This is a genomic window from Mycobacterium bohemicum DSM 44277, assembly GCF_001053185.1.
Lineage (GTDB): Bacteria > Actinomycetota > Actinomycetes > Mycobacteriales > Mycobacteriaceae > Mycobacterium > Mycobacterium bohemicum.
Genome location: NZ_CSTD01000003.1, coordinates 240,857 through 256,150, shown reverse-complemented (window position 1 = coordinate 256,150; position 15,294 = coordinate 240,857). Strand labels below are relative to the sequence as shown.

Here is a 15,294-nt window from a genome sequence, read left to right as displayed (position 1 = left end):
CCGGGCGGGTTTTCAGAGTGCCTTGTTGATTTCGGGGACACCCTGACCTAGTTGTACGGTGGCGTGAGGAGGTGGGTCTTACCAATGGCAAAGCTGAAGCCGTATTACGAAGAGTCGCAGTCGACCTACGACATTTCGGACGACTTCTTCGAGCTGTTCCTCGACCCCAACATGGTGTACACCTGCGCCTACTTCAAGAACGACGACATGACGCTGGAAGAGGCCCAGCTCGCCAAGCTCGATCTGGCGCTGGACAAGCTGAACCTCGAGCCGGGCATGACGCTGCTGGATGTCGGGTGTGGTTGGGGCGGCGCGGTCGTGCGGGCGGTGGAGAAGTACGACGTGAACGTCATCGGCATCACGCTCAGCCGCAACCACTACGCGCGCACCAAGGCACGGCTGGCCGCAATCCCGACGGCACGGCGGACCGAGGCCCGGCTGCAGGGTTGGGAAGAGTTCGACGAGCGAGTCGATCGCATCATGAGCTTCGAGGCCTTCGACGCGTTCAAGAAGGAACGCTGGCCGGCGTTCTGGGATTGGGCCTACGCGACCCTTCCCGGCGACAGCCGGATGCTGATGCACAGCATCTTCACGTATCCGCAGTCGGAGTGGAAGCAGCGCGGCGTCCAGATCACGATGTCGGATCTGCGTTTCTTCCACTTCCTGGGCAAGGAAATCTTTCCCGGCGGCCAGATGTGCGGCGAACCCGACATCGTCGACAACGCGAAAACCAGCGGTTTCTCGATTGAGCAGATCGAATACCTGCAGACGCATTACGCGCGGACGTTGGACACGTGGGCAGCCAGTCTGCGGGGCAATCGCGAACGCGCGATCGCCATTCAGTCGGAGGAGGTCTACGACCGCTTCATGCGCTACCTGACCGGCTGCGCGGATCTGTTCCGCAGGGGCATCTCCAACGTCGCCCAATACACCCTCACCAAGTGAGGTGGGCCCCACAAGCGAATCGCCCTGAGCACCGACGGGCCGAAAGGTCGGAAAGGCACTGACGCCATGGCCAAGGACCTGACGCCGCACTTCGACGACGTGCAGGCGCACTACGACCTGTCCGACGATTTCTTCCGGCTGTTCCTCGACCCCACGCAGACCTACAGCTGCGCCTACTTCGAGCGCGACGACATGACACTGGAAGAGGCCCAGCTGGCCAAGATCGACCTGGCGCTGGGCAAGCTCGGGCTGCGCCCGGGGATGACGCTGCTGGACGTGGGCTGCGGCTGGGGCGCGACCATGCGCCGCGCGATCGAGAAATACGACGTCAACGTCATCGGGTTGACGTTGTCGAAAAACCAGGCCGCCCACGTCCAGACGATGTTCGACTCCCTTGACAGCCCGCGCGGCAAGCGGGTGTTGCTGGCCGGCTGGGAACAGTTCGACGAGCCCGTCGACCGCATCGTGTCGATCGGCGCGTTCGAGCACTTCGGTCACGAGCGCTACGACGACTTCTTCGCGATGGCCGCAAACGCGCTGCCGGACGACGGGGTGATGCTGCTGCACACCATCACCGGGCTGACGGGGCCGCAGTGCGCCGAGCGCGGTATCCCGCTCACGTTCGAGATGGCCCGCTTCATCAAGTTCATCGTCACCGAGATCTTCCCGGGCGGTCGGCTGCCGTCGATCGAGATGGTGGGCGAGCGCTCCGCGAAGGCCGGGTTCACGCTGACCCGCCGGCAATCGCTGCAGCCGCATTACGCCAGGACACTCGACCTGTGGGCGCAGGCCCTCGAGGCGCACCGGGACGAGGCCATCGCGATCCAGTCCGAAGAGGTCTACCAGCGCTACATGAAGTACCTGACCGGCTGCGCAAACGCCTTCCGGGTCGGGTATATCGACGTGAACCAGTTCACATTGGAAAAATAGCGGTGGTGCGGCCCCACGTGGGGGGGTCGGGTGGTCAACAAACCCAGGGGCGCGCGAGCTCAAAGAGAGGGGATGGGCCGCGCCGCGTGTAGGGTGCCGGGGGACGGCATCGAGCAAACGGCGCCGGTCCAGTCGGGAGGACGTCATGTTCGAGAATCGGGTGGGGGCAACGCTCAAGCGGTCAAACCTCGACAATGTCCAGGCCCATTACGACCTGTCCAACGAGTTCTTCGCGCTGTTCGTGGATCCGACGCGCACCTACAGCTGCGCGTATTTCCCGCGCGACGACCTGACCCTGCACGAGGCTCAGCTAGCCAAACTCGACCTGACGCTGGACAAGCTGGGGCTGCAGCCGGGCATGACGTTGCTCGACATCGGCTGCGGCTGGGGTTCGATCATGAAGCACGCGGTCGAGCGCTACGACGTCAACGTCGTCGGCCTGACGCTGTCCAAGAACCAGCACGCATACTGCCGGCAGGTGCTCGACGGGATTGACAGCGACCGCTCCCGGCGGGTGCTGCTGAGCGACTGGGCGGAGTTCGACGAACAGGTGGACCGGATCGTCGTCGTCGAAGCGCTGGAGCACTTTGGTTTTCACCGCTACGACGATTTCTTCAAATTCACCTACGACGCCCTGCCGAGCGACGGCGTGATGCTGCTGCACTCGATCACCGGCCTGCACGTCAAGCAGGTGATGGAACGCGGCATCCCGCTGACGATGGACATGGCGAAATTCATGAGGTTCATCGTCACCGACATCTTCCCGGGTGGCCGGCTGCCGACGATCGAGACCGTCGAGGAGCACGCGACCAAGGTGGGGTTCACGGTGTCCCGTGTCCAGTCCCTGCAGTCGGACTTCGCCAAGACCCTCGACTTCTGGTCCGGGGCGCTCGAGGCCCACCGGGACGAGGCCATCGCGATCCAGTCCGAACAGGTATACGACATGTACATGAAGTATCTGACCGGCTGCGCCAAGGTCTTCCGCATGGGTTACGTCGACTGCAACCAGTTCACATTGGAGAAGTGACCTTCGGTATCGTTGCACGTCGGGAATCTCGACGACGCGCGCCGCGTGCCAGGGGCAGTGAAATTCATCCAGGAGAACAAGACGAGCATGGCTGAGCAACCGACCGGCCCGACGAAGACGCGGACCCGCTTCGAGGACATTCAGGCGCACTACGACGTATCCGACGACTTCTTCGCCCTCTTCCAGGACCCGACCCGCACCTACAGCTGCGCTTACTTCGAGCGCGACGACATGACACTGGAAGAGGCGCAGTACGCAAAGATCGACCTCAACCTGGACCAGCTCGACCTGCGGCCGGGCATGACCCTGCTGGACATCGGCTGCGGCTGGGGCACCACGATGAAGCGCGCGGTCGAAAAGTACGACGTCAACGTGGTGGGCCTGACGCTGTCCAAGAACCAGCACGCCCGCTGCCAGCAGGTGCTCGGTGAGCTCGACACCAACCGGTCGTGGGAGGTCCGGCTGCACGGCTGGGAGGACTTCACCGACCCGGTGGACCGCATCGTGTCGATCGAGGCGTTCGAGCACTTCGGGCACGAGAACTACGACGACTTCTTCAAGCGGTGTTTCGACATCATGCCCGACGACGGCCGGATGACCGTCCAGAGCAGCGTCAGCTATCACCCTTACAACATGGCCGCCCGCGGCAAGAAGCTGACCTTCGAGACGGTGCGCTTCATCAAGTTCATCATCACCGAGATCTTCCCGGGCGGCCGCCTGCCGTCCACCGAGATGATGATCGAGCACGGCGAGAAGGCCGGTTTCGTTGTGCCCGAACCGCTTTCGCTGCGCCCGCACTACATCAAGACGCTGCACATCTGGGGTGACACGCTCGAGTCCAACCGGGACAAGGCGATCGAGGTGACCTCCGAAGAGGTCTACGACCGGTACATGAAGTACCTGCGCGGCTGCGAGCACTACTTCGCCGACGAGATGCTGGACTGCAGCCTGGTCACCTACCTCAAGCCCGGCGCGGCCGCCTGACCCTGTCGGATTAGCCGTGCGCCGTTCGTCGCATAGGTAGAGAGTGGAGCACGGGGCTTCGCTCACTACCGGAGGTGACGACGAACATGCAATACCTCGCTCTGCTGGTGCATGAAGAACGGCAGTTGACGCCCGACGAGCGCGCGGCCGCCATGACCGCATACCAAGATTTCCACGCCAGGGCCGCCTCGGCGATCCGCGCCGGCGATGCGCTGGCGCCGGCGGCGGCCGGCGTGCGCGTCTCCGGCGGGCCCGACGCGCCGGTCGTCACCGACGGCCCCTTCGCCGAAGGCGCCGAGGTGGCGGGCGGCTACTACGTGCTGGAGGCCGACAACCTCGACGACGCGCTGGCCCTGGCCCGCGACATCCCCGCCGCGAAGTTCGGCGCCGTCGAGATCTGGCCCGTGTTCGGCTCTTTCGACCCGCCCCGCAGGCTGACCGGCAACGACTGGCTGGCCCTCCTGATGGAACCGCCTACCTCCGCATTCGCGCCGGGCACACCCGAGTGGCAGGCCATGGCCGCGCCGCACCAGGAGTTCATGGCCGCCGCGGGCGATCGCGTGGTCGGCGGCGCCGCACTGCACGAGCCGTCGACGGCGACGACCGTGCGGGTGCGCGGCGACGAGGTCCTGATCACCGACGGGCCCTACGCCGAGGGCGCCGAGGTGGCCAACGGGTTCTACGTGGTGACCGGCGACAACCGGGACGAGGCGGTCAAGGTCGCGTCGATGATCCCCGCCTCGACCGTGCTGTTGCGGCAGCTGGCTGGGGTCTCCGGACTCTAGCCGGACGCGAATGGCCGACCTGGACGGCGTCTTTCGCCGGGAATGGGGACCCGCCGTCGCCGCGCTCGCGCGGTGGTCCGGCGACCTCACCGTCGCGGAGGACGCCGTTCAGGAGGCCTGCACCGAGGCGCTGCGCGCCTGGCCCCGAGACGGTGTTCCGGACAGCCCGGGCGGGTGGCTGGTCACCGTCGCCCGCAACCGCGCGCGGGATCGGCTGCGCCGCGAATCCGTTCGTCCGGGAAAGGAATTGGCGGCCGTGATCGACGACATCCGGGCCCGCACCGACGCAGGCGACCCGCACCCGGTCCCCGACGACGAGTTGCGGATGATGTTCACCTGCGCGCATCCGGCGCTCGACCGGCAGTCCCAGCTGGCACTGACCCTGCGCCTGGTGTCCGGGCTCACCGTCACCGAGATCGCCCGCGCGCTGCTGCAGACCGAAAGCGCGGTGGGGCAGCGAATCACCCGCGCCAAGAACAAGATTCGGCACGCCAACATCCCGCTGCGCGTGCCGCCGGCCGACCTGCTCCCGGAACGCACACCGCACGTGCTGGGCTGCATCTACTCGGTGTTCACCGAGGGCTATTGGTCGACCGCCGGCCCGTCGGCGGTCCGCGACGAACTGTGCGACGAGGGTGTCCGGCTGGCCGCGGAGCTGTGTGCGCTGATGCCCGACGAGCCGGAGTGCCACGCGGTGGCCGCCCTGGTGCTGCTGCACGACTCGCGACGAGCGGCCCGCATCGACGACGCTGGGATGCTGCTGCCGCTCGAGGAGCAGGACCGGCGCCGGTGGGACCGCGGCCGCATCGCCCGCGGGCTCGACCAGCTGCGCCGGGCCCGGGGGTCGACGGGCCCGTACCTGCCGCAGGCGGTGATCGCCGCGCTGCATGCGACGGCGCCGTCGTGGGAGCAGACCGATTGGCCCGCCATCTGCGCGGCCTACGACCGGCTGGTGCTGCTGACCGGCTCACCGGTCGCGCGGACCAACCGCGCGCTGGCGATCGGTCTGCGCGACGGTGCGCGCCGACCTGCTTCGGCGCGCGGCGCGGCCCGCCGAGGCCGTCGCATGGTATCGAAAGGCGTTGGACACCAATGGTTCCGAGCCGGCACGCGCGTTCCTGCGGCGGCGCATCGCCGAATGCGGGGCACGGACGTAACCCCTCGCGGTGGCGGCGGGCGTTACGCGATGGGTGTTTCCGCCGCCTGGCCGGGGTGACGTCCCGGACGCTGCGGCAAAACCATGATCAGGACCACGATGACGGCCGCGATGGCCGCCGAAGCCAGCGGGCGACTCAAGGCGAGGCCGCCGTCGGCCACGGGCTTGTCGAGGAAGTCCCCGACGGTGGCGCCGAGGGGGCGGGTCAGGATGAACGCGACCCAGAACAGCACCACCCGCGACGCGTTCGTCCAGAAGTAGAGGGCCACCACCACGAGGAGGGCCGCGGTGAAGACCAACGCGCCCCGTTCGTAACCGAACCCACGGGTGTCGGCCAGCCAGTCGCCGAGTGCGGTCCCCAGCGTCTGGGAGAACGTGATGGTCGCCCAGTAGAACGCTTCGACCCTCGGCGTCGACACGGTGCTCACCGACACGGTGCCCTGCGACCAACGCCACAGTCCCAACGTGGCCATCAGGCACCCGAGCAACAGCAGCGATCCGCCCGTGTAGCCGATCCCGAGCGAGCGGTCGGCAAAGTCGGCCAATGCCGTGCCCAACGTTGTCGAGGCCACGATCGTCGCCCAGTACAGCGCCGCGTGGAAACGCTCGGCGAGAATTTGCGCGGTAACCAGCGCGGCCAGCGTTACACCGAAGAGCGTCACCCCGGCTAGGTAGCCCCAATTCAGCGTCATCGTGACGGTGTCGCCGCCGGTCTCGCCGAGCGTCGTCGCCAAGATCTTGACGACCCAAAACCCGAGGGTCACCGCCGGCACCTTGGTCAAGCCCTGCTTCGTCAGGTCGGTCATGAAGGCATACCTTCCGGCGCATTCGATCGTGATCATCGGCAGAATCGACCCAAGCTATCCGCTGTCGCCTGGGGGAAATGTCGTTATTTTACGTGCGAATTGGATGGACGCGCATCGCGCCTGGACTTAACCCGCACTGCTGCAATGCATCCCGCCAGCACAGCCGGCCAATCGGTCCCGCGACGGCAACAAAAGTATCAATCTGCTTAGTATTCAATAAGTTTCTCCTGGTGGCGGTCAGTTCCGCAGCAGGTGCCGCCGGATGCCGTGTCACCATGGGTCTATGCGGGAGGGACCGGACGGCACGGTGGAGCAGGGCGCAGGTGCGCGGTGGTCGATCATGGCCATCTCCCTGGCCGTCACGGCGACTTCCTTCCTGTTCATCAACGGCGTCGCGTTCTTGATCCCCTCGCTGGAGGCCCATCGCGGCATTCCACTGACCGAAGCCGTCCTGCTGGCGTCGATGCCCAGCTGGGGCATGGTGGTCACGCTGGTTCCCTGGGGTTACGTGCTCGACCGCGTCGGAGAGCGCGCCGTACTCATGACGGGATCGGCGCTCACCGCGGTCGCGGCCTATGCGGCGGCGGCGGCCCACTCGATGCTCTTGGTCGGTACGGATCTGTTCCTCGGCGGCATGGCGGCCGCCAGTTGCAACACGGCCGGCGGGCGGCTGGTGTCCGCGTGGTTCCCGCCGCACCAGCGGGGACTGGCGATGGGCATCCGCCAGACCGCGCAACCCCTGGGGATCGCGTAGGGCGCGCTGATCGTCCCCGAGCTTTCCGAACGAGGCCCCCACCGCGGACTGATGTTCCTCGCGCTGATGTGCACCATCGCGGCGGTGGCCAGCGGCGTCGGGATCATCGACCCGCCCCGAAAATCCCGCAAAACGGCGACCCCCCAGGAACTGGCCAGTCCGTACCGCGGATCGTCGGTGCTCTGGCGGATCCACGCGGTGGCCAGCCTGATGATGGTGCCGCAGACGGTGACCGTGACGTTCATGCTCGTGTGGCTGATGCATCACCACAACTGGTCGGCGGCGGCGGCCGGGGGCTTGATCACTCTTGCCCAAATGCTGGGCGCGCTGGGCCGGATCGCGGTCGGCCGCTGGTCCGACCGCGTGGGCTCACGAATGCGGCCGGTTCGGATCATCGCCATCGCCGCCGCGGCGACGCTGGCGTTGCTCGCCCTCACCGACGGCGGTGGTTCGGGATACGACGTGGTGCTGATGGTCGCCGTTTCGGTCATCGCGGTGCTCGACAACGGCTTGGAGGCCACCGCGATCACCGAGTTTGCGGGGCCATTCTGGAGCGGACGCGCGCTGGGCGTGCAGAACACCGCTCAGCGGGTGACGGCCGCCGCCGCTCCCCCGATCTTCGGTGCGCTCATCATGGCCGCGAATTATCCGGCGGCGTGGGCGTTGTGCGGGTTGTTCCCGTTGGCGGCGGTGCCGTTGGTGCCGGTCTTGCTGCAACCGCCCGGCCTGCAACCGGTGAGGCGCCGACAACCGTCGGACAGCCGGATTCTGCAGGATGCCCCACGGCCGTGACGGGGCGCGCCTTGAGGCGCGCGCTCATTACGCCTCGGGATCGACGGTCGGCTCCATTCGCCCGCGCCTTGCGGCGCGCGCTCATTACGCCTCGGGATCGACGGTCGGCTCCATTCGCCCGCGCCTTGCGGCGCGCGCTCATTACGCCTCGGGATCGACGGTCGGCTCCATTCGCCCGCGCCCTGCGGCGCGCGCTCATTACGCCTCGGCGAAGTTGCGGGTGACGGACGGGTCGACCGGGATGCCCGGGCCCGTCGTCGTCGACACGACGATCTTCTTCAGGTAACGGCCCTTGGACGCCGACGGCTTGAGCCGCAGCACCTCGTCGAGCGCGGCGCCGTAGTTCTCCGCCAGCGCCTTCTCGTCGAACGAGGCCTTGCCGATGACGAAGTGCAGGTTGGCCTGCTTGTCCACCCGGAAGTTGATTTTGCCGCCCTTGATGTCGGCCACGGCCTTGGCGACGTCGGGAGTGACGGTGCCGGTCTTGGGGTTGGGCATCAGGCCCCGCGGACCCAGCACGCGGGCGATGCGCCCCACCTTGGCCATCTGGTCGGGAGTGGCGATCGCGGCGTCGAAGTCCAGGAACCCGCCCTGGATCTTCTCGATCAGGTCGTCGCTGCCGACGATGTCCGCGCCCGCGGCCTTGGCCTGCTCGGCCTTGTCGCCCACCGCGAACACCGCGACGCGGGCGGTCTTGCCGGTGCCGTGCGGCAGGTTCACCGTGCCGCGAACCATCTGGTCGGCCTTGCGGGGGTCGACGCCGAGCCTGATCGCCACCTCGACGGTCGCGTCCTGCTTGGCCGACGACGTCTCCTTGGCGAGCTTGGCCGCCTCCAGCGGGGTGTAGAGGTTGTTGCGATCCACCTTCTCGGCGGCGGCGCGGTATACCTTGCTGGTTTTGCTCATTGACTCAATCCAATCTCGTGGTTGGTTGTGGTTGCGAAACGGGCCGGAGCTGGCCCTCCCACGGGGTGTGTGACGTTATTCGACGGTGATGCCCATCGACCGGGCGGTGCCCGCGATGATCTTGGCCGCCGCGTCGATGTCGTTGGCGTTGAGGTCGGTCTTCTTGGTTTCGGCGATCTCGCGCACCTGGTCCCAGGTGACCTTGGCGACCTTGGTCTTGTGCGGCTCGGCCGAGCCCTTGCCGACGCCGGCGGCCTTGAGCAGCAGCTTGGCGGCGGGCGGGGTCTTCAGCGCGAACGTGAAGCTGCGGTCTTCGTAGACCGTGATCTCCACCGGGATGACCTGGCCACGCTGGCTTTCGGTGGCGGCGTTGTACGCCTTGCAGAACTCCATGATGTTGACGCCGTGCTGACCGAGCGCGGGTCCCACGGGCGGCGCCGGGTTGGCCTGTCCCGCCACGATCTGCAGCTTGATCAGCCCGGCGACCTTCTTCTTGGGGGCCATGAGTTGTCGATGTTCCTTCCTGACTGGGTTTGATGGGGGTGATCCGCTGCGCCCGGCTTCGCCGCGCTCGCGGTCACCACTAGATCTTGGAGACCTGGCCGAACGTCAATTCCACCGGCGTCTCCCGGCCGAAGATCGACACCAGCACCTTGAGTTTCTGCTGTTCGGCGTTGACCTCGTTGATGGTGGCCGGCAGCGTGGCGAACGGTCCGTCCATGACCGTCACCGATTCGCCGACCTCGTAGTCGACCTCGATGGCCGGACGTTCCAGCCCGCCCGCCTCGGCGGCGGCGGCGGTGCTGGCCGCACCCTTGGCGGTCTTCTTCGCCGCCCCGCGCGGAAGCAGGAACTTCACCACGTCGTCGAGCGTGAGGGCCGACGGCCGCGAGGTGGCGCCCACGAACCCGGTGACGCCCGGGGTGTTGCGCACCGCGGCCCACGAGTCGTCGGTCAGGTCCATGCGCACCAGGATGTAGCCGGGCAGCACCTTGCGGTTGACCTGCTTGCGTTGGCCGTTCTTAATCTCGGTGACCTCTTCGGTGGGCACCTCCACCTGGAAGATGTAGTCGCCGACGTCCAGGTTCTGGACGCGGGTTTCGAGATTGGCCTTGACCTTGTTCTCGTAGCCCGCATACGAGTGGATGACGTACCACTTGCCGGGCTTGCTGCGCAGCTCCGACTTGAGCGCCGCGGCCGGGTCGACCTCCTCGGCCGGCTCCGCGGGAGCGCCGCCCTCAGGAGCCTCTGGGGCCACTGGGGCCTCTGGGGCCTCTAGGGCCTGGGCCGCGTCGGCGACCTCGGGGGCCGCTGAAGCCTCTGAAGCCTCGCCGGCCTCTTTCAGGTCGACCGCTTCACCCGCGGACGTGTCACCGTCGAAGGCAGTCACGGTTAGTCCTCTCTATTACTCTCAAAGCTCGGTCACTCGCTCAGCCGAAAACCAGCAGGACGAGCTTGGTCAGGCCGAAGTCCGCCAGGCCGACCAACGCCACCATGAAGGCCAAGAAGGCCAGCACCACCGAGGTGTAGGTGAGCATCTGCTTGCGGTTGGGCCAGATGACCTTCCGCATTTCGGCAACCACCTGCTTGAGGTAGTTGTAGACGAACACCAGCGGATTGGCCGGACGTTCGCCGGGCTTGCGCGGCTTCTTGGCGGCCTTGGATGCCTTGGCCGCCTTGGCGTCCTTCTTGGCCTTCCCCTTGCCCGCGTCCCCTTTGGAGCTGTCAGCCTCGGCCGCCGAACCGGCCTCGACGTCCTCGCCGGCGTCGGCAAGTTTTTGCCGGGACCGCTTGCCGGTCGGACGTTGCGGCCGCGCAACCGGCTCCGTGACCACGGCCGTCCGACCGCCGCTCTCGGGGCCGTCCTCGCCGTCGCCGCCGTCGCGGGCGGCGTCGTTGGCAGTGTTGCCCTCGTCGCTCACCGCGTGCTCCTTCAGTTGCTAGTGCCTTGCGAGCCGTCCCGCTGCCGCGGGGCATCCTTCCAGTGTCCACCATGGCACGGCTGTGCCGTTAAGCAGGCCGTTTGAGCAGGGGCGACAGGACTTGAACCTGCAACCTGCGGTTTTGGAGACCGCTGCTCTGCCAGTTGAGCTACGCCCCTTCGCGGTTGGCAGGCCAACCTGCGCTTACCTACCGGGGCTTACATGACACGCGCGCTCCCCGATTGTTCGACCCACGGAAAGCGCGCTGATGCTGGGAAAACCCCGAGGTACGAGTGTACTCGATGACACTTCGGCTCGGGAAATCCGATACCGATTACGCGGTTCTGACGACCTGCCCGGATTCGTTGTCCCATCGCAGATTGTCGGACCCCTCGCTGTACTGGCTCATCAACGTGGTGTAGGCCTCCATGATCACCTCACCGTCATCGTTGGTGCAGGTGTTCTTTGTGACGACGATGTCGGCACCGAAGCGCTCGGCGACCGAATGAATGTCCATCCGGGCCCACAACTTGTCGCCGGCAAAGATCGGCTTGTGGAACACGAACCGCTGGTCGACCTGGACGATCACCAAGGTCTCCATACCCAGGTCGACATGGCGGAAGAAATCCAGCTGGACGAGTTTCGCCAGGATCGACGCGAACGTCAGCGGAGCGACGATGTTGTCGTGGCCGAGCTCGGCCGCCGCTTCCTCCTCGAAATGCGCCGGGTGGTCGCATTTGATGGACTGCGCAAACTGGCGCAGTTGTTCGCGGCCCACCACGAAGTAGTCCGGATAGCGCCAGACCATCCCGCGAATGTCGGTCTTCAATGCCATGAAATTGAGCCCGCCTAGGCCAATTTCGCCGAGGCAACCGCCCGGCCGAAGATCTTCTTGCCACCGGTGGTCGCCGTGAGTGCGATGGTCACCGACTTGGTTTCCGGATCGACGGATTTCACCCGCCCGCTGAAGACGAGCTCGGCGCCCTTGCCATCGTTGGGCACCGGCACCACGGCGGTGAACCGCACGTTGTACTCGGTGACCGCACCCGGGTCACCGACCCACGAGGTGACGTAGCCGCCCCCGATGCCCATGGTCAGCATGCCGTGGGCGATCGCGGTGTCCAAACCGACGACCTTGGCCATCTCGTCGTCCCAGTGAATCGGGTTCAAGTCACCCGAAACCCCGGCATAATTCACCAGATCCTGCCGTGTCAGCGGGTAGACCCTCTCCGGAAGCGCGTCGCCCACCTTGACCGAATCGAACTCACGCAGTGGCATGTGTAAACCCTTCTCCGTCCTCGCCGGAACGACCGGCCAGCGTTGTGTACGTCTCCTGCACGATGTCGCCCGCGCCGTCGGTGATCACGTTCTTGGTCACGATGATCTGGGTGCCGTGGGCCTCGCGCACCGAATCCACATACACATCACAGTAGAGCTTGTCGCCCGCCACGATCGGCTTGGCGAACTTCAGCACCTGGTCCACCTGGACGATCTGCTGGTCGGTCACGGCGATGCCGGCGTGTTTGAAAAACGCCGACTGGGCCTTGTAACCGAACACGCAGATGAACGTGAGCGGTGCCAGCAGCCCGTCGTAACCGAGCTCGGCGGCCGCCTTCTCCTCGAAAAACGCGGGGTCGTCGTTTTGCACTGCCACCGCGTGCTCGCGAATCTTTTCGCGCTCAACCTCGTAATGGTCGGGGTACCGATAGTGCATCCCGACGATGTTTTCGCTCAACGGCACGGCTCTAGAACCTACCTAAACACTGCCAGCGGACGCCCAAGGGTCCCGGCTAGCGTGTCTCGCGGTGCGCCTGGTGCTTGCCGCAATTCGGGCAGAATTTCTTCAGTTCCAGCCGGTCGGGGTCGTTGCGGCGGTTCTTCTTGGTGATGTAGTTACGGTGCTTGCACACCTCGCATGCCAAGGTGACCTTGGGCCGCACATCCGTACTGGAAGCCATGTCCGTTTTCCCTCTTAAGTCGCGTTCTCGTGTTGTAGCGATGGCCGGACTCGAACCGGCGACCTAACGATTATGAGTCGTTCGCTCTAACCGACTGAGCTACATCGCCTCTGGCCCACCCTCTTGGAGGGCGGGGCCGCCGCCTGCTCGGCGTCCGCCGAGCCCCCTAACGGAATCGAACCGTTGACCTTTTCCTTACCATGGAAACGCTCTACCGACTGAGCTAAGGGGGCCGTTCGCCCGGATCGAAAGTGCCGCGGGCCTAAAAGAGGGTACAACCTGGCGAGCAACGGCACCAAACCACGGGCGACCGGCCAAGCGGGCCCGGTTGGCGCGCCGACATTCACCCGCTGTTGCCCCGCGGCTTGGGCTCCCAGGCGCTGAGGTCACTGAACTCGTCGTACTCGTCGCCCTCCCCGCCGTCGGCGTCGGGCTCGCCGAGCAGGGTCCGCAGCGCAAGGTGGATGGCCTCACGCGCGTCAGCCAGATGGAATCGCCGCCTCGCCTCATCGAGCAAGTCGACGTCGATTTCGATCTCCACCAGCTTCTTCATGCGGCAACCATACCCATTTGCGGTGGGCGGACTCGGGGATCGCCGGGCGGTCCGCCCGGGAATCCGGCCAGCTTTGTCGCGCTGCGGCCAGGTCCTAGTCTGGTCGGGTGTCAGAAGACCGGCTGTATTTTCGTCAACTGCTCTCCGGCCGCGACTTTGCCCACGGCGACATGTTCGCGACGCAGATGCGCAACTTCGCCTACCTGATCGGCGATCGCGAGACCGGCGACTGCATGGTCGTGGACCCGGCGTACGCCGCCGGCGATTTGCTCGACGCGCTGGAGTCCGACGGCATGCACCTGTCGGGGGTGCTGGTGACCCACCACCATCCCGACCACGTCGGCGGGGAGATGATGGGCTTCGCGCTGAACGGCCTGGCCGAACTGCTGGACCGGGCACCGGTCCCGGTGCACGTCAATACCCATGAGGCGCTTTGGGTTTCCCGGGTCACGGGAATCAGCCTGGGCGACCTCACCACTCACGAGGGCCACGACAAGGTGAACGTGGGCGATATCGAGATCGAATTGCTGCACACCCCCGGTCACACCCCCGGAAGCCAGTGCTTTCTGCTCGACGGCCGCCTCGTCGCCGGCGACACCCTGTTCCTGGAAGGCTGCGGGCGCACCGACTTTCCCGGCGGGGACTCCGACGAGATGTACCGCAGCCTGCAGCGGCTCGCCGCGCTGCCGGGCGATCCGACGGTGTTTCCGGGACACTGGTATTCGGCCGAACCGAGCGCCCAGCTCGCTGAGGTCAAGCGGTCCAACTATGTCTACCGGGCCGCAGATCTGAACCAGTGGCGAATGCTGATGGGCGGCTGACGGATTCGGGGGCCGGTGCCGTCGGGGCCATCGGCGCAGGTCGGGGGGCTGCCGCGGACGGCGGCTGTGATATAAGCGGGGGATGGGTGCCATGGGGTGGGCGCAGGACGGCTGGCGCGAAATTACCGACGTCGGATCGAGCACATGGCTGGCGTGGGCCGCGTGGGCGGCCATTGCGCTGGGCATCATCGCGCTGGCGCTGACGAACCGCCAGCTCAACCGCAACCGCCGGTTGCTCGCGGAGCAGAATCGGCCCCACGTTGCGATGCTCATGGAACCGCATCCCTCGGACTGGCACATCATCGAACTCGTCGTGCGCAACTTCGGGCGCACCGCGGCCTACGACATCCAGTTCGCCTTCTCCAACCGGCCGACGGTGGCGCAGTACGAAAGTGCCACCGACGGCTACGCCGACGTCGTCGAACTGCAGCTGCCCCGCGAGCTGCCGGTCCTGGCGCCCGGCCAGGAGTGGCGCATGGTGTGGGATTCCGCCCTCGACCGGGCGGAGATCGGAAGCGGCATCGAATCGCGGTTCACCGGGACGCTGATCTACTACGACCGCCCCCAGCGGCCGCGCGGCCGGCGATTCTGGCGGCACGAGCGCACACCGCTGGAAACCGAGGTGGTGCTGGATTGGGACGAGCTGCCGCCCGTCCAGCGCATCGAGCTGATGACCACCCACGACCTGGCGAAACGGGAGAAGCAGAAGCTCGAGCTGCTGCGCGGGCTGTTGACCTATTTCCACTACGCGAGCAAGGAGACTCGTCCCGAGGTGTTCCGCAGCGAAATCGAACGGATCAACGGCGCCGTGCGGGAAACCCAGGACAGATGGCGCACCCGCCAACTCGACGCCCCCACCGATGTCCGCCTGCACTGGAGCAGCGCCGAGAACGATCCGGGCAGGCACAGCAGCCAGGCGCCGATCTGATTCAATCAACGGGCCTATCGAAGGAGC

General features: G+C 66.2%; 17 protein-coding genes, 3 tRNA genes and 2 pseudogenes. 9 read left to right on the top strand and 13 right to left on the bottom strand.

Features of this window, described 5'->3' with window-relative positions:
* The first annotated feature begins 84 nt into the window (after positions 1 to 84).
* The 6 genes and pseudogenes from BN971_RS15690 (at position 85) to BN971_RS15665 (ending at position 5,828) form a co-directional block, all read left to right on the top strand.
* Positions 85 to 945, top strand: coding sequence for a cyclopropane mycolic acid synthase family methyltransferase (locus BN971_RS15690; RefSeq protein ID WP_085179240.1), 861 nt, complete (start codon positions 85 to 87; stop codon positions 943 to 945).
* 66 nt (positions 946 to 1,011) lie between these two features.
* Entirely contained in the window at positions 1,012 to 1,875 is an 864-nt protein-coding gene (gene mmaA2, locus BN971_RS15685) for a cyclopropane mycolic acid synthase MmaA2 (RefSeq protein WP_085179241.1), read from the top strand.
* Positions 1,876 to 2,020: 145 nt separating this feature from the next.
* Positions 2,021 to 2,902, top strand: a complete 882-nt coding sequence (locus BN971_RS15680) for a cyclopropane mycolic acid synthase family methyltransferase (protein WP_085179242.1) — start codon at positions 2,021 to 2,023, stop codon at positions 2,900 to 2,902.
* Between the two features lie 87 nt (positions 2,903 to 2,989).
* Complete coding sequence (mmaA4, locus tag BN971_RS15675; protein ID WP_085179480.1) at positions 2,990 to 3,886, top strand: hydroxymycolate synthase MmaA4; 897 nt, start codon at positions 2,990 to 2,992, stop codon at positions 3,884 to 3,886.
* Positions 3,887 to 3,972: 86 nt separating this feature from the next.
* Positions 3,973 to 4,671 (top strand): YciI family protein, encoded by a 699-nt coding sequence (locus BN971_RS15670; RefSeq protein ID WP_085179481.1) that lies wholly within the window; start codon positions 3,973 to 3,975, stop codon positions 4,669 to 4,671.
* A gap of 10 nt (positions 4,672 to 4,681) precedes the next feature.
* Positions 4,682 to 5,828, top strand: a pseudogene (locus tag BN971_RS15665) (RNA polymerase sigma factor).
* A gap of 22 nt (positions 5,829 to 5,850) precedes the next feature.
* Here the strand turns inward: BN971_RS15665 and BN971_RS15660 are convergent.
* Positions 5,851 to 6,633, bottom strand: coding sequence for a COG4705 family protein (locus tag BN971_RS15660; protein ID WP_085179482.1), 783 nt, complete (start codon positions 6,631 to 6,633; stop codon positions 5,851 to 5,853).
* A 283-nt stretch (positions 6,634 to 6,916) separates the two neighbouring features.
* On the opposite strand from BN971_RS15660, the pseudogene BN971_RS15655 reads away from it, so the two are divergent.
* Positions 6,917 to 8,179: pseudogene (locus tag BN971_RS15655) on the top strand (MFS transporter).
* Positions 8,180 to 8,377: 198 nt separating this feature from the next.
* On the opposite strand, the gene rplA reads toward BN971_RS15655, so the two are convergent.
* From rplA to BN971_RS15595, 12 genes are all read right to left on the bottom strand, one after another.
* Entirely contained in the window at positions 8,378 to 9,085 is a 708-nt protein-coding gene (rplA, locus tag BN971_RS15650; protein ID WP_085179245.1) for a 50S ribosomal protein L1, read from the bottom strand.
* A gap of 75 nt (positions 9,086 to 9,160) precedes the next feature.
* A complete protein-coding gene (gene rplK, locus BN971_RS15645; RefSeq protein ID WP_067211717.1) occupies positions 9,161 to 9,589 on the bottom strand; it encodes a 50S ribosomal protein L11 in 429 nt (142 codons plus the stop codon).
* Between the two features lie 79 nt (positions 9,590 to 9,668).
* On the bottom strand, positions 9,669 to 10,343 hold the full coding sequence (nusG, locus tag BN971_RS15640; protein WP_139027127.1) for a transcription termination/antitermination protein NusG: 675 nt from the start codon (positions 10,341 to 10,343) through the stop codon (positions 9,669 to 9,671).
* Between the two features lie 172 nt (positions 10,344 to 10,515).
* Positions 10,516 to 11,007 (bottom strand): preprotein translocase subunit SecE, encoded by a 492-nt coding sequence (secE, locus tag BN971_RS15635; protein ID WP_085179247.1) that lies wholly within the window; start codon positions 11,005 to 11,007, stop codon positions 10,516 to 10,518.
* Positions 11,008 to 11,113: 106 nt separating this feature from the next.
* Positions 11,114 to 11,186: transfer RNA gene (locus BN971_RS15630), tRNA-Trp, on the bottom strand.
* Between the two features lie 155 nt (positions 11,187 to 11,341).
* The gene (hadC, locus tag BN971_RS15625; protein ID WP_085179248.1) at positions 11,342 to 11,842 is read right to left on the bottom strand and encodes a (3R)-hydroxyacyl-ACP dehydratase subunit HadC; all 501 of its coding nucleotides are present in this window, start codon (positions 11,840 to 11,842) and stop codon (positions 11,342 to 11,344) included.
* Between the two features lie 14 nt (positions 11,843 to 11,856).
* Positions 11,857 to 12,285: a (3R)-hydroxyacyl-ACP dehydratase subunit HadB gene (hadB, locus tag BN971_RS15620; protein ID WP_085179249.1), complete on the bottom strand. Its 429-nt coding sequence runs from the start codon at positions 12,283 to 12,285 to the stop codon at positions 11,857 to 11,859.
* The gene (gene hadA, locus BN971_RS15615) at positions 12,272 to 12,748 is read right to left on the bottom strand and encodes a (3R)-hydroxyacyl-ACP dehydratase subunit HadA (protein WP_085179250.1); all 477 of its coding nucleotides are present in this window, start codon (positions 12,746 to 12,748) and stop codon (positions 12,272 to 12,274) included. Before hadA ends, hadB begins: the two co-directional genes overlap by 14 nt.
* Before the next feature lie 49 nt (positions 12,749 to 12,797).
* Positions 12,798 to 12,965, bottom strand: a complete 168-nt coding sequence (gene rpmG, locus BN971_RS15610; RefSeq protein ID WP_085179251.1) for a 50S ribosomal protein L33 — start codon at positions 12,963 to 12,965, stop codon at positions 12,798 to 12,800.
* 35 nt (positions 12,966 to 13,000) lie between these two features.
* Positions 13,001 to 13,074, bottom strand: a tRNA-Met gene (locus BN971_RS15605).
* Positions 13,075 to 13,125: 51 nt separating this feature from the next.
* Positions 13,126 to 13,198, bottom strand: a tRNA-Thr gene (locus BN971_RS15600).
* A gap of 110 nt (positions 13,199 to 13,308) precedes the next feature.
* On the bottom strand, positions 13,309 to 13,518 hold the full coding sequence (locus BN971_RS15595) for a type II toxin-antitoxin system VapB family antitoxin (RefSeq protein ID WP_085179252.1): 210 nt from the start codon (positions 13,516 to 13,518) through the stop codon (positions 13,309 to 13,311).
* Positions 13,519 to 13,625: 107 nt separating this feature from the next.
* On the opposite strand from BN971_RS15595, the gene BN971_RS15590 reads away from it, so the two are divergent.
* Positions 13,626 to 14,339, top strand: coding sequence for an MBL fold metallo-hydrolase (locus BN971_RS15590; protein WP_085179253.1), 714 nt, complete (start codon positions 13,626 to 13,628; stop codon positions 14,337 to 14,339).
* A 91-nt stretch (positions 14,340 to 14,430) separates the two neighbouring features.
* The gene (locus tag BN971_RS15585; RefSeq protein WP_085179483.1) at positions 14,431 to 15,267 is read left to right on the top strand and encodes a hypothetical protein; all 837 of its coding nucleotides are present in this window, start codon (positions 14,431 to 14,433) and stop codon (positions 15,265 to 15,267) included.
* Positions 15,268 to 15,294 lie beyond the last annotated feature (27 nt).

Coding starts and splice junctions, on each gene's coding strand:
- hadC (WP_085179248.1), bottom strand. CDS start 11,842: ATGGCATTGAAGACCGACATTCGCGGGATGGTCTGGCGCTATCCGGAC.
- BN971_RS15660 (WP_085179482.1), bottom strand. CDS start 6,633: ATGACCGACCTGACGAAGCAGGGCTTGACCAAGGTGCCGGCGGTGACC.
- BN971_RS15585 (WP_085179483.1), top strand. CDS start 14,431: ATGGGGTGGGCGCAGGACGGCTGGCGCGAAATTACCGACGTCGGATCG.
- rplK (WP_067211717.1), bottom strand. CDS start 9,589: ATGGCCCCCAAGAAGAAGGTCGCCGGGCTGATCAAGCTGCAGATCGTG.
- BN971_RS15670 (WP_085179481.1), top strand. CDS start 3,973: ATGCAATACCTCGCTCTGCTGGTGCATGAAGAACGGCAGTTGACGCCC.
- BN971_RS15595 (WP_085179252.1), bottom strand. CDS start 13,518: ATGAAGAAGCTGGTGGAGATCGAAATCGACGTCGACTTGCTCGATGAG.
- hadB (WP_085179249.1), bottom strand. CDS start 12,285: ATGCCACTGCGTGAGTTCGATTCGGTCAAGGTGGGCGACGCGCTTCCG.
- rpmG (WP_085179251.1), bottom strand. CDS start 12,965: ATGGCTTCCAGTACGGATGTGCGGCCCAAGGTCACCTTGGCATGCGAG.
- mmaA4 (WP_085179480.1), top strand. CDS start 2,990: ATGGCTGAGCAACCGACCGGCCCGACGAAGACGCGGACCCGCTTCGAG.
- mmaA2 (WP_085179241.1), top strand. CDS start 1,012: ATGGCCAAGGACCTGACGCCGCACTTCGACGACGTGCAGGCGCACTAC.
- rplA (WP_085179245.1), bottom strand. CDS start 9,085: ATGAGCAAAACCAGCAAGGTATACCGCGCCGCCGCCGAGAAGGTGGAT.
- BN971_RS15690 (WP_085179240.1), top strand. CDS start 85: ATGGCAAAGCTGAAGCCGTATTACGAAGAGTCGCAGTCGACCTACGAC.
- BN971_RS15680 (WP_085179242.1), top strand. CDS start 2,021: ATGTTCGAGAATCGGGTGGGGGCAACGCTCAAGCGGTCAAACCTCGAC.